Origin of the sequence: Allobosea rubneri (genome assembly GCF_032464875.1) — a bacterium.
Lineage (GTDB): Bacteria > Pseudomonadota > Alphaproteobacteria > Rhizobiales > Beijerinckiaceae > Allobosea > Allobosea rubneri.
Genome location: NZ_JAWDID010000095.1, coordinates 1 through 11534 on the forward strand (window position 1 = coordinate 1; position 11534 = coordinate 11534).

Here is an 11534-nt window from a genome sequence, read left to right on the forward strand (position 1 = left end):
CCCTTCATCCCCCGCCCGCCCATCCGAAACCAGGACGGGCAGTCTCACCGAAACCGGCTCAAGGGGGTCAAAGTTGGATGCCGATCCCCCGCCTCACGGGGTCAAACTTGCACGCCGAAACACATCCAGGCTCGGCAAGCGGCGCAGGAAGGCGATGACGGCCCAGATCTCGTCGTCGCGGTGCAGCGAGGGAAAGCCCGGCATGCCGGCATATTTCAGCCCGTGCTTGACGATCCAGAAAAGCTCTCCGTCGCTCCAGCGACCGACCCTTTCGGTGAGAACCGGTGGCGGCGGCAGCATGCTCGCGGCGACCGGACTGATCGGCGTCCCCGGTGAGCCATGGCAGTAGGCGCAGCCGGCATGGAAATGACCGGCGCCCAGGCGCACAAGGCTCTCGTCGATACCGGGCGGAAGGCTTGTCGAAGGAGCGCGCGCCCGAACCGAATTCTCCATGCCGAAGCGCAGGAAGTGGTCGACGACGCGGAAATGGCCGGTGCTCGCCGCGACATTGTAGACGCCGCTCCAGGCGAACAGCACGGCGCCGGCCAGTACCAACACCAGGGCAGAAACGGCCGCGACCAAAACGCGGGACGGCGCCGCAAGAAGCCACGCCGCTGTCCGCCTAGCGTGCGCGAGCGGTTGCATCGTCGGATCTGGGACTGTCGTCGAGGCGACCAAGCAGCCTGGCAGCGAGCGCCACGCCCGTGACGAGATAACTCAGCGGACAGGCGGTGATCATCAGCAGGCCGGCGAGGTGCTGGTCGGCGATCGTCGAGGGCCCGGTCGCGCAAAGCGAGAGGGCAAGCGCCGGCAGCTCGTAGAGATCGCGCGGGGCGAAAACCATGAGTGCCCCCAGCAGGCAGGCAAGCTTGCCTGTCAGCAGCAAGGCGGCGAGGGCTCGCCAATCGGCAGACGCGATCACGGCCGACCAGAACCAGATGGCTGTGACGCCGAGGACTGCGATGAGAGCGAGTTGCGCGAGCCCCGAACTCGCCGCGAGCTGCTGCATCGTCGGGGCGTGCCACGCCCAAAGGGCAACTATCTGCGCAAGGCCTGCGGGAAGGATCGAGGTGCTGGCGTCGAAGCGATGGCGAAGCAGGACTGCGATGACGGGGGCGACGATGTTCATCAACCCGAGATGCAGCATCATCTGCACGGACAGCGGACCGGGTTCGACCAGTGGCAGCGTCACCCCTCCGGCGACGAGCAAGGTTAGGGCGCCGGCCTGGACCGGAACGGTGCTTGAGCTTGGCCGATGGACGTGATGCAAGCGCTCTCCCCCCGGTATGACAACCGGTGGATGCGGTCTGGGTTCCCCGCCAATCGCTCGAAGAGGGCGCCAGCCGACTCACTACTCCGCTGTGGCGCACAGCCTTGGCGCGGCGATTATCATTCCTACCGGACCGCGTAGTGAAGGATCACCCAGGCCAGCCCGGCCAATAGAAGTCCTCCGATCAGAACAACCAAAACGGGTCGTCCGAGGAAGCCTTGCCGGCCTTCAACTGGCGTCGCCACAGCAGGGTCCTCGCTGGAATGGTCGTCGGCGCGCATGGGTGGCACCGCTGCGCCGCCGGGCAACTCGCTCTGCCTCTCGGCGCGGGCGGCCGCCTGCTTGATGTCGCTGTCGTTTGCATTGCTCATTGCACCACACCTCGATCAGGCCGCGCGTTCAGCCGTCGCAACCGATAGGGAGACCGTTGGGCTGCACGATTGTTCCACACGATGCTCTAGGCAGCACGCACACGGGCTCGTCGACTATCGGTGTTGTTTCTGACGGCCGTTCTGACGAAGTGCTGCCTGTTCTGACGGCATCAAGGGGCAGCGAACATCAGACACCGCGGCGCGCTCTCCGCGTGCCGACGACAGGAGCCTGGCCCGCTGATTGAGTGAGCCGCGGAGGTTCATGGCAACTGGATTGCGAGTTTGAGTCTCGCGTAGGAGTCACTGCCATGGACGAATCCCGCGTCCGAGCGATCGCTAGGGCTCTTTGCCGATCCGCGCGGGTCGATGCAGACTCCCTACTTTCAACCGATGCGGCGTGTTCGTTGCCCGAGCCGCTCGTTTCGCCAATTGCGTCCACACCCGCTTGAGAACGCTTCCGCGCAGCAGCTCAAAAATACTGCGAAACGGGCACTGTCCAAACCGAGGTTTTGCCGGCGCGATCCGCTTCCAGGTGCACGATGGCGGGATAGCCGCTGAGGTACGATCCGTTTACAGGCTGTCACGCCTTCCCTGGCGCCCGTGTCATCGTTGCCGACGACGGTCTGGCCGAAGGAGAATGCCTGGTCGAGTTTGGGGGATGGAGGTGTGGTCCGTGCCTCGTTTCGAAGATGCGGTGGCGCGCTCCTTCTGAAAGTGCCGACCTATCGGACCGTCAGAGGCTCCGAAGTCGGAACGCGGCAATGGCTGATCGAGCTCCTGAACGGCGAGAACTGGCGGGCGAGAGAGGCATAGCCGCGCTTTAAGCGGAACAATGCCTCCCGCCTGAACGGGCTCAGACGAGTGGGAGAGCAATCAGGGTCCCCAACCCCACCACGATAGCCGCCCTAATCCAGGCGCCACGAACGTCGGATGAAATAACGCGCCGCAACATGCCACATATCTCCGCCCTCCCTAGGCTGGGGAGGCCGAGGCATCGAGTCAAGTTGGATCAATCTTGTCGGCAACCGCGTCCTTTTTCTCCTGTGGTAGAAGCGTCATGGCCAGGATGAACAAGGCGAGCAGGAAGCAGACACTGTTTGTGAGGATCAGGGGCCACTCTCCGAGCCCAACTCCATACATGGTCCAGAGCAAGAAGCCTGAAACGGTGAAGCCGTACGTCGTTGGAGAAATCGAGCTGGTATCTCTGCTCCTGACGATGCGCCAGGCTTGTGGAACGAAACTGATCATTGAGCATAAGGCGGCTAGCGCGCCAGCGACAGTGATCCAGTTCACGGACAAGCTCCCCCAGTAAATCGGCGGCCGTGCTGGCCTCCCGCGGAGAACGACCGACCTAATCTACGGTTCCGTCGTTGGGTAGTTCATCGCACCAACGAGTTTCGTAAGGCATGAGGCGCTCATCATTGACGCCACATGCAGGACGAGTTCGTAGCGCGCAGCCGATCAATCCACGAACCGAACGAGCGTCCCGGGCTTGACCATCTGCGCCAATTCCTCGGCATCCCAATTCGTCAGCCGGATGCAGCCATGGGAAGATGCCTTGCTGATCCGCGACGGCTCGGGGGTGCCATGAATGCCGAAAGTGGGCTTCGAGAGTTCGATCCAGATCGTTCCAACGGGGTTGTTGGGTCCCTTTGGCAAAACCAGCCGGCGCTTGTTCTTCCCCTGCTGGAAATTTTTGGCCGGATCGTAATGGTATGTGGGGTTCTTCACCACGCGAACCACCTGATGTTCGCCTTCCGGCGATGGCGTATCTTCGCTGCCTATGGTCGCCGGGTAGCTAGCTATGACCTTTCCAGTAGCATCCAGAGCACTCAGCGTGCCGCGGGTCTTATCAGCCTGGATCAGCGTGACTTCATCGGTCGGTCGTGTGCGGTCGGACGCAACAACATAAAGGGTTTCGCCGCGGCGCCGAAGGCGTGCGTCCGGGTTAAGCGCGATAAATAGCTTCTCGCTCATGTGAAATCGTTCGGCGAACATTTCGACCGGCTTTTTGTAGGCAAGTCGCTTCATACGGGCCTGACGGGCGTAATCGTGCGGTATTCGTCTGACGTAGCTGTACCGTGCATCCTCCTCGGTGATGCTGTATTTGGTGATGATGTCGCTGCTGCTTGCTTCAAGCAGAGCCTGCCATGTTGCAGCGTCCATAACGTCGCCACTGCCGAGTTTCGCACGGCTTCGGAAGTTCGCGACCGCTTTCCGATAATTCTCGCCATCGATGCCGTCGATCTCGCCAGGTGAGATGCCTTGGCGCGCCAACAGCACCTGCGCTTTCACAATCGATGATGTGGGTCGGGTCACCTTGCTCCGTCCTGGAACGGGAGGCCCGGCCTTGTTGATCTCATCCAAGGTAAGGGCTTCGGCACTTCCGATCGCAAGCGCCAGGCAGCACATCCAGGCCGCTTGGCGTTTTAGAGTATTGAGGATGCGCATAAGAAGGGACCGTTGCTGCGAAAATATCTGTCGCTAACGCTGCGCCGCAGCTGACAGTTCCCTCCTACTCATTGCTGGAGCTAGCGAGATTTCAGAATCCGGTCGGCAGCTGCTGCCGAGCCGAGCTCGCACATCCGGGGGAGAGGCAGGGGTAATGACCGCGATGGCGGTTCAAAGCGGTCATCCCCAGAAGTCGTCAGGCTGCCCGACGACTGTGCTTCCCTTCCTGAAGCTCCTCGATGATCTTGGCGATGAAGGCTGGCAGATCATCAGGCATGCGCGAGGTTATCACGCCGTTGTCGGTTACCACCGCGGCATCTTCCCATTGGGCGCCGGCGTTGATGAGATCCTGCTTGATCGTCTTATAGGACGTCACCTTTCGAGCCTTTGCGATTCCCGTATCGATCAAGAGCCACGGCGCATGGCAAACGGCCGCAACGACCTTGCCCTGATCAAAAAAGGCCTTGATCAACGCGAGAGCGTTTTCGTCGCCGCGCAACGCGTCGGGATTCATCTGGCCGCCAGGAAGAACGAGAGCGTCGTAGGAGGCGACGTCGACCTCGTCCAGGGTCTTGTCGACATTCACGGCGCGGCCCCAGTTCTTGTTGTCCCAGCCCTTGATCTCTCCGGGCTCCAGCGAGGCGACGTGCACGTCCGCTCCCGCTTCCTTCAATCTCGTCTGCGGCAGCTCGAGCTCCGACTGCTCGAAGCCGTTCGTTGCGAGAATCAGAATGGCCTTGCCGTTCAGGGCGCTCATGGCGTGCTCCTCACTGATTGGGTTCGAAGACCAACCAAGGAAGCGATGAAGCGTTCCCACAAAGCTCGCCAATCAAAATCCGTCCCACAGCTGGAGCATCGGACCATCCCGCCCAAAGACCGGGTCCATCAAAGGTCTGGCGAGCTTGCTTATAGCGGCTCGGATTTCTGCAGTGGGCGCGTCGCGCAGAATGTCGCCGCTTTGGCCTGGCGGGTAGGCGCCGACAACCAGCAAGTCCGCGGTGGCCGTCAGCCGTCGGTGACGTGTGCCGGCGGGGAGCAGGATCACGTCACCGACCGACACTTGGAGTTCTCGTCCTCCTGCGCCGCCAATCATCAACTCGGCCGAGCCGTGCGCAATGCCGAGGACCTCGTGGCCTTTGGAGTGATAATGGTGGAAGTCGTAGATGCCGTTACGCCAAGCTGGCGGCCAGCCGTTATGATCGAAGCGCTCTTCCATCAAGCTCGCGAGATCAGAGATATGGCGCCCGAATGCCGCCCGATAGACGAGTGCTGGGAAGCGCTGGTTGTTGGGGATGCTGCCCCGCTCTTCGAAAGGCAGCGCCAGAATGGTTGGCGTCGACATCGCTTCGCCTTTCATTCGCGCCCTGCCAGGCTGGAGCCGGGCAGGGCTTTCAATCCATTATTCGCGGTCAGATGCCTGGCCTGACATAGGGCGTCGCGTTGGCATCGAACTGAGTCCAGCCTTCGCGCTCATAGTCGGCTCGGCGCACCGCCATGTCGATCGGTGTCGCGCGATCCATGATCGCCTCCGCTTCTGGCGCTCGCTCCTCAGCAGTGCGAAGCGAAACTACGGATCCGCCGCGCCGGACGCTCTCGGCGTAGACGTGCGCGTCCCGCTCGTCGACGCCGGCGCTTGTCATGGCACCGATGATGCCTCCTGCAGCCGCCCCGGCCGCCGCCCCGGCGGCTGTTGCCGCGAGCCATCCTGCCGCCACGACTGGTCCGATCCCGGGGATGGCAATCATGCCCAGGCCTGCGAGAAGCCCGGCCGCTCCGCCGACGCCTGCTCCGATGCCTGCACCTTCCCCGGCATTGCTGTCCTCGTGATCCTCGCGGTGCCCGATGACGCTAATGTCGCTGTCCGAGAAGCCAGCATTTCCCAGCTCCTCCACGACCGCGGCCGCAGTGGCGTATTGCTCATACGATCGGGTAATTGTGAGGGGCATTTCAAATCTCCTTTCAGCGACCTTGGTCAGTGACGGGTAATGTTGCCGCGATAGTCCACGCTTACGGTGACCGGCTGACCGCCATGCGTGGCCGTGCCCTTCCAGACGCCGTTGTCATCCTTCTTGAGCTCGCCGATGGCGGTATATCCGTTGGCCTCAAGGCGGCTCTTGGCCTGGCCTTCGGTGAAGCTGTTCGCTCCCGGAAGCGGAGCATTCGCATCCGCCGGGGCTGGCGCCGGAGCAGGCGACGTCGTCGACGTCTGTGCAAACGCTCCCAGCGACGTGAACGACGCGACTATCGCGGTGATGACGAGCTTTTTCATGTGTTCCTCCCGAGAACGCAGGCCTGAAGGCCGATGCCGCAGAGAACGGAGGCAGCCAAAATTAGTTCCAGTTTGGAGGTGGTTTGGACGCCGTCGGACGACGCGGAGGAGGCGCTTCCCGGAGGCTTTGACGCGATCGCGTCTTCCAGGGCCTTGTCAAATTCCGACGTCTGGAATGCCACGGAACAATTGCGGCCAGGCAGGATTGGATCACTGCCAGATCCACGTTGGCCGCCCAGCGCTCCTGGGTGCAAATCGAACTCTAGAGGTTTCCCATGCGCATGACCGTTGCAACCCTTGGCCTGTCGCTGCTGACGAGCGCCGCTTTTGCGCAGTCGGCGCCGACATTGGCTCAGCCGCCCATGTTCACGGAGGTTAATCAGGCTTCAGCGCTTGGGAGCAGTCTCAAGGGCCTGAACGTGAAGAATGCCGGCGACGAAACCGTAGGCGAGATCGAGGATCTCGTTGTCGTCGGCAACACGCTGGCGTCGTACATTCTTTCCGTCGGCGGTTTCCTCGGAATGGGAACCCACTATGTCGCGGTCAGCCCGAATTCCATCGCCATCACTTGGAATGAAGCCGACAAAAAGTGGAATGCCCGGATCAACGCAACGAAGGATCAGCTGAAGGCTGCGCCCCAGTTCAAATACGAAGGCCGCTTCGCCAAATAGCGCTTTGCTAGTTGCTCGGCATGGGCCCCGCTGACTCCGGTGGGCGGGGCTCCCTCTTGGGCCCGCCGCGGGCCAAAGCCCGCAGTCGATCGCGTCGGATTGATATCGGGAAGGTGTGCCACGCAGGTGGCCGTCACGGATCCCATTCGACAGAAGCGAGCCCGTTCGGCAGCGATCGCCCGGAGGCGTCGTGAGACCGTCGCAGCAAAAGCCGTAGGTCGGCGGTATTCCGGCCAAGGGACGGGCGTTGGGGAGGAACCGGCCTGCTTCGATGGGAGCGCTGAACGAAGGCGGAGCGTCGATTAGGCGCCCCCGGGAACGGCAGGCGTCGCGCAGCGTTGAGTTGGCCAATGAGTGCGGTGCCGCCTCTGGCGCCGCCGAGCCGGGCAATTCAGGGAGATCGGCTTATGAAGGGGACCAAGCAATCCAAACCGGGAAATGCCGGTGAAACACATCAGACCGCAACGGGGCGTGAACAGCGGATCACGACGAACCATGGCGTACCGGTCAGCGACAACCAGAACTCGCTCCGGGCCGGCTCACGAGGTCCTAGCCTCCTTGAAGACTTTGTGCTGCGCGAAAAAATCCAGCACTTCGATCACGAGCGCATCCCCGAGAGGATCGTGCACGCACGGGGTTCGGCGGCCCATGGGTTTTTCGAGCTCACGGATTCGCTTGAGGAATTCACTCGCGCCAGGATCCTGACCGAAGTCGGAGCGAAGACCGAGGTTTTCACCCGCTTTTCGACCGTGGCGGGTGGCGCCGGATCGGTCGACACCCCACGGGACGTTCGGGGTTTCGCGGTCAAATTCTATACGAAGGAAGGTAACTGGGACCTCGTTGGCAACAACATCCCGGTGTTCTTCATCCAGGACGCCATCAAGTTCCCGGACCTGATTCACGCGGTCAAAATGGAAGCCGATCGGGGCTATCCGCAGGCGGCGAGCGCCCATGACACTTTCTGGGATTTCGTCAGCCTCATGCCTGAAGCAACGCACATGATCATGTGGGCGATGTCGGACCGCGCGATCCCCAGATCCTACCGCATGATGGAAGGTTTCGGGGTCAACACGTTCCGCCTGCTGAACGACCGTGACGAAGCTACGTTCGTCAAGTTCCATTGGCGTCCCAAGCTTGGGACGCAATCGACTTGCTGGGATGAGGCAGTCAAGATTGCAGGTGCCGACCCCGACTACCATCGTCGCGATCTGTATGAAGCGATTGCTGCGGGCGACTTCCCTGAATGGGAATTCGGGGTCCAGCTCCTAAGTCAGAAGGATGCTGATGCATTGCCCTTCGACATCCTGGACGCAACGAAGCTGATCCCGGAAGAGCTCGTGCCAGTCCGGATGGTGGGCCGAATGCTTCTCAATCGGAACCCCGAAAACTTCTTCGCCGAAACCGAGCAAGCCGCATTTCTTCCGACCAATATGCCGCCCGGCATCGACGTTTCCGAGGACCCCTTGCTGCAGGGGAGGTTGTTTTCCTATCAGGACACGCAGCTATCGCGTTTGGGTACGGTGAATTTCCACCAGATTCCGATCAATCGGGCGAAGGGGTGCCCTTTCCAGAACCTCCAGCGCGATGGCCAGATGCAGACGCAGGTCTTCGCCGGCCGCGCCAACTACGAGCCCAACAGTCTGAATGAAGCGGACGAGGAGAGCGGGCCTCGTGAAGACCCACGCGGTGGCTTTCGAACATTTGCCAAAGACCTCGATGGAGCGAAGGTTCGGCTCCGCGCCGAGAGCTTCGCCGACCACTATTCACATGCTCGGCTTTTTTTCCGCTCACAGACGGAGATTGAACAGGCCCACATCGCCAGCGCTCTGGCTTTCGAGTTGTCGAAGGTCGCTCTGGAGCACGTCCGAGTGCGCATGCTTTCCAATTTGCGGAATGTCGACGAAACCCTGGCCAAGCGGGTCGCTCATGCTCTCGGGATGCCGCTGCCGACGGCTTCTCAGCCCGCTCTCGCCCCACAGGACATGGAGGCGTCGCCGGCCCTTCGTATCATCGGAAAGTACCCGCAGACGCTGGAAGGCCGAACCATCGGCATCCTCGTTACCGACGGCGCCGATGGCGAGATGATAAATGCTCTCAAGACAGCAGTCGAAGCGGAGGGTGGCAAGATTAAGATCGTCGCGCCCAGGATAGGCGGCGTTTCGTTGAAGAAGGGCGGGAAGCTGAAGGCAGATGGTCAACTGGCCGGGAGCCCTTCGGTGATTTTCGACGCAGTCGCGCTCGTCCTGTCCGAAGAAGGCTGTAGCGACCTGCTTGATGATGCCGCGGCGCTCGACTTCACCAAAGACGCCTTTGGCCATCTCAAAGCGATAGGCTTTAGCCCCCAAGCAAGGCCGCTGCTGGAAAAGGCTGGCGTCTTCGTCGATGCAGGTATCGTTGCGTTGAGTGACGACCCAACTGCCGTTGTCGAAGCTGCTCGCACGCGGCAATGGGACCGAGAAGCCCGGATACGCTCACTGGCCTGACGCAGTGAGCCGGCGACTGCGATGAGCTTGCTCGCGGGCATCGCCTCTAGGCTTCCTCCTCGAGGCGCTTGGTTTTTGTCCCTGCTGCGCTTTGCCGTCGCAGCCGAACAGGAACCAGCGCTCTGGCAGCCGGTTATGTCGCCGTGGAGTCGGAGTTTTGCACCATGACCAGAGATGCGGCTTTCGAAACGCTTCGACGGTACGGCCAAGCGCCATCCACCGCACAGTTCTGGATGTCATCGACCCCGGCGAGAAATTTCAGCACCCTGAATGAATGCTTGCTGTTTCTCGCCGATGCGACTGAAGGCGAGCCCCTTCCGGATGTGCGCGTCCACGCTGAAACTGGCGACATCGCCTTAAACGGCCCAGAGCTGGAAAAGCTGATCTCAGCTGCCAGGCTGCTCCGCTCTCCCGCGTAGGGTCATTAATCGGACAATTACCGGCTGGCTGTCGGGGAGTAGCTTTGGATGCCGTCTACAACTGGAAAGCCCATTATCGAGATCCCGGTCGTGAATGTCTCCGAGGTCGTCGTCAGTACGGATATGGGGGAGGGCGCGATGATCAAGCTAGAGACGGAAGCCGACGCAGATCTTTGGCTTGTCCTCTCGCCGACGGTGCTTGTCCAACTGGAAGTCATGCTCGCGCGCGCAGCGCAGGAGCAGGCCAAAAAAGTGCCAAGGCAGTAGTCGAACGGTGCCGAGGTCGGCACTGGCCCGCTGCAAGCTCAGCCGCAAGCGGAGCACCACTGGCATCGCGCGCGCAGTGACCTGAAAGGAACCTGCTGTGGGTTGGGCGGTTGCTGCGGGGGTGGGGTGATGGAGGAACCCATGCGTGACGGTCACGGCAACAAGCTCTCCCCTGAAGAGCAAGAGCGGGCAAAGTCGATTCAGGGTGCCCCTGACAAGGACTCCTTGAACAAGGTTTCGATCGATCCGCACGCCGACAAGGATACTGGCGAAGCGGACAAGCCCGATATGAAATCGGAAGATAAGCCAGCCGCCGGGCCAGGTGAATAAGGTGGGGCCATCGGTGCGGCATCAATTGCTTGCGGCGGTCAGGCCGGCTTTGAAGCATGGAACCGCATTTGCTGAGCGAGCAAGGCAGCCGGGAGCTTGCCATCTTCACCGCGATCGGCCGCCAGTTTCCCGAAGATCGATGAGCCGGCCAGGACCCGACGACCCGCTAGCTCCGCGTTCCCGCCTGTCCGGATTGTCGGAGACCACCGCAGAACTGTGTCTTCAGATCGCTTCAGCCAAGATGTCCTGGCGTATCAGTTGGCAGGGCTTGTCGGTCGTCAGGAATGCAAGGTCTGCGGCATCTCGCCCGTGCACGATACGGACCAGCCCCTCGATCGGAGCGAGACTGGTCGGATCGACGAGCCACCATCGATTATCCAGAAAGACCTCCATGACCGCGTGAAAGTCAGGCGGCTGCAGGTCGACTGCGTAGGCACTGACCGCTCGTGATGGAATGGACAGCGCCCGGCAAAGCGTAATGCCTAGGTGGGTGAAATCTCTGCAAACGCCGGCGCGAACCGTGAATGTGTGCGCGGCGTCGGTCTCGGCGGTGCTGACGCCGGACATATAATCTACGTTTCGATTTATCCATTCCATGGTCGACATGACCCGAGCGACCCCGTCCTCCGCCTGACCAAACTCTCGCAATGCGAAGCGCTGGAACTGGTCGCTGGGGCAAAAGCGGCTTGGAAGCAGATAGGGCAGAACGTCGGCTGGAAGTTCGCTCCAGAGGTGCTGCCGGGCGGCCGAGGGCAGGAGCGCGCGTGTGCCGTTGTCGACCACGGCGTCGTAGGAGATTGTCACTTCCCCGGACAGACAGGCCCGGAAGCTCCGCTCGCCGTCGGGACCGGTATCGCATGCCAGTTCTGTCGAGGGTGTCCGTCGTCAGATGATTTGAGGCTGTTTCGATGTCTCAGGAACGGAGGCTCTGGCTCATCTGGGTTTGAGGTTATGCGGCCTTCAGCTGATGCTGCAAGCGTCTCTGCTGGATGGTCTGGCGCTT

15 protein-coding genes are annotated in these 11534 nt (G+C 61.5%); 5 read left to right on the forward strand and 10 right to left on the reverse strand.

Translation table 11 applies throughout. From position 1 onward, the window contains the following. Nucleotides 1–93: 93 nt before the first annotated feature. From RKE40_RS28830 to RKE40_RS28870, 9 genes are all read right to left on the reverse strand, one after another. Nucleotides 94–678 carry a c-type cytochrome gene (locus RKE40_RS28830; RefSeq protein ID WP_316021601.1) on the reverse strand — a complete coding sequence of 195 codons (585 nt, stop codon included), beginning with the start codon at nucleotides 676–678 and terminating at the stop codon, nucleotides 94–96. Then, nucleotides 623–1210 (reverse strand): cytochrome c oxidase assembly protein, encoded by a 588-nt coding sequence (locus RKE40_RS28835; protein WP_316021602.1) that lies wholly within the window; start codon nucleotides 1208–1210, stop codon nucleotides 623–625. Before RKE40_RS28835 ends, RKE40_RS28830 begins: the two co-directional genes overlap by 56 nt. A 185-nt stretch (nucleotides 1211–1395) precedes the next feature. After that, nucleotides 1396–1641 carry a hypothetical protein gene (locus RKE40_RS28840; RefSeq protein ID WP_316021603.1) on the reverse strand — a complete coding sequence of 82 codons (246 nt, stop codon included), beginning with the start codon at nucleotides 1639–1641 and terminating at the stop codon, nucleotides 1396–1398. Nucleotides 1642–2640: 999 nt separating this feature from the next. Further along, nucleotides 2641–2934, reverse strand: a complete 294-nt coding sequence (locus RKE40_RS28845) for a SemiSWEET family sugar transporter (protein ID WP_291639934.1) — start codon at nucleotides 2932–2934, stop codon at nucleotides 2641–2643. Nucleotides 2935–3102: 168 nt separating this feature from the next. Continuing rightward, on the reverse strand, nucleotides 3103–4092 hold the full coding sequence (locus tag RKE40_RS28850; RefSeq protein ID WP_316021604.1) for a L,D-transpeptidase family protein: 990 nt from the start codon (nucleotides 4090–4092) through the stop codon (nucleotides 3103–3105). 196 nt (nucleotides 4093–4288) lie between these two features. Then, nucleotides 4289–4849: a type 1 glutamine amidotransferase domain-containing protein gene (locus tag RKE40_RS28855; protein ID WP_316021605.1), complete on the reverse strand. Its 561-nt coding sequence runs from the start codon at nucleotides 4847–4849 to the stop codon at nucleotides 4289–4291. 72 nt (nucleotides 4850–4921) lie between these two features. Further along, nucleotides 4922–5434, reverse strand: coding sequence for a cupin (locus RKE40_RS28860; RefSeq protein ID WP_316021606.1), 513 nt, complete (start codon nucleotides 5432–5434; stop codon nucleotides 4922–4924). 67 nt (nucleotides 5435–5501) lie between these two features. Beyond that, nucleotides 5502–6038: a general stress protein gene (locus RKE40_RS28865; RefSeq protein WP_291639927.1), complete on the reverse strand. Its 537-nt coding sequence runs from the start codon at nucleotides 6036–6038 to the stop codon at nucleotides 5502–5504. A gap of 26 nt (nucleotides 6039–6064) precedes the next feature. Next, nucleotides 6065–6361 carry a PepSY domain-containing protein gene (locus tag RKE40_RS28870; RefSeq protein ID WP_316021607.1) on the reverse strand — a complete coding sequence of 99 codons (297 nt, stop codon included), beginning with the start codon at nucleotides 6359–6361 and terminating at the stop codon, nucleotides 6065–6067. A 275-nt stretch (nucleotides 6362–6636) separates the two neighbouring features. On the opposite strand from RKE40_RS28870, the gene RKE40_RS28875 reads away from it, so the two are divergent. The 5 genes from RKE40_RS28875 to RKE40_RS28895 all read left to right on the forward strand — a co-directional run bounded on the left by RKE40_RS28875 (nucleotide 6637) and on the right by RKE40_RS28895 (nucleotide 10531). Continuing rightward, entirely contained in the window at nucleotides 6637–7032 is a 396-nt protein-coding gene (locus RKE40_RS28875; protein WP_066467580.1) for a PRC-barrel domain-containing protein, read from the forward strand. A 407-nt stretch (nucleotides 7033–7439) separates the two neighbouring features. Then, entirely contained in the window at nucleotides 7440–9515 is a 2076-nt protein-coding gene (locus RKE40_RS28880) for a catalase (RefSeq protein WP_316021608.1), read from the forward strand. Between the two features lie 164 nt (nucleotides 9516–9679). Next, on the forward strand, nucleotides 9680–9934 hold the full coding sequence (locus RKE40_RS28885) for a hypothetical protein (protein WP_316021609.1): 255 nt from the start codon (nucleotides 9680–9682) through the stop codon (nucleotides 9932–9934). Nucleotides 9935–9982: 48 nt separating this feature from the next. Continuing rightward, nucleotides 9983–10201, forward strand: a complete 219-nt coding sequence (locus RKE40_RS28890) for a hypothetical protein (RefSeq protein WP_316021610.1) — start codon at nucleotides 9983–9985, stop codon at nucleotides 10199–10201. A gap of 141 nt (nucleotides 10202–10342) precedes the next feature. Continuing rightward, nucleotides 10343–10531: a hypothetical protein gene (locus RKE40_RS28895; RefSeq protein ID WP_316021611.1), complete on the forward strand. Its 189-nt coding sequence runs from the start codon at nucleotides 10343–10345 to the stop codon at nucleotides 10529–10531. Between the two features lie 222 nt (nucleotides 10532–10753). On the opposite strand, the gene RKE40_RS28900 is transcribed toward RKE40_RS28895, so the two are convergent. After that, nucleotides 10754–11335, reverse strand: a complete 582-nt coding sequence (locus RKE40_RS28900) for a transglutaminase-like domain-containing protein (protein ID WP_316021612.1) — start codon at nucleotides 11333–11335, stop codon at nucleotides 10754–10756. Nucleotides 11336–11534 lie beyond the last annotated feature (199 nt).

What these genes read in the sequence shown, in the direction of transcription:
- RKE40_RS28875 (WP_066467580.1), top strand. Translation starts at nt 6,637, where the DNA reads ATGCGCATGACCGTTGCAACCCTTGGCCTGTCGCTGCTGACGAGCGCC.
- RKE40_RS28895 (WP_316021611.1), top strand. Translation starts at nt 10,343, where the DNA reads ATGCGTGACGGTCACGGCAACAAGCTCTCCCCTGAAGAGCAAGAGCGG.
- RKE40_RS28850 (WP_316021604.1), bottom strand. Translation starts at nt 4,092, where the DNA reads ATGCGCATCCTCAATACTCTAAAACGCCAAGCGGCCTGGATGTGCTGC.
- RKE40_RS28865 (WP_291639927.1), bottom strand. Translation starts at nt 6,038, where the DNA reads ATGCCCCTCACAATTACCCGATCGTATGAGCAATACGCCACTGCGGCC.
- RKE40_RS28890 (WP_316021610.1), top strand. Translation starts at nt 9,983, where the DNA reads ATGCCGTCTACAACTGGAAAGCCCATTATCGAGATCCCGGTCGTGAAT.
- RKE40_RS28860 (WP_316021606.1), bottom strand. Translation starts at nt 5,434, where the DNA reads ATGTCGACGCCAACCATTCTGGCGCTGCCTTTCGAAGAGCGGGGCAGC.
- RKE40_RS28855 (WP_316021605.1), bottom strand. Translation starts at nt 4,849, where the DNA reads ATGAGCGCCCTGAACGGCAAGGCCATTCTGATTCTCGCAACGAACGGC.
- RKE40_RS28870 (WP_316021607.1), bottom strand. Translation starts at nt 6,361, where the DNA reads ATGAAAAAGCTCGTCATCACCGCGATAGTCGCGTCGTTCACGTCGCTG.
- RKE40_RS28840 (WP_316021603.1), bottom strand. Translation starts at nt 1,641, where the DNA reads ATGAGCAATGCAAACGACAGCGACATCAAGCAGGCGGCCGCCCGCGCC.
- RKE40_RS28880 (WP_316021608.1), top strand. Translation starts at nt 7,440, where the DNA reads ATGAAGGGGACCAAGCAATCCAAACCGGGAAATGCCGGTGAAACACAT.
- RKE40_RS28885 (WP_316021609.1), top strand. Translation starts at nt 9,680, where the DNA reads ATGACCAGAGATGCGGCTTTCGAAACGCTTCGACGGTACGGCCAAGCG.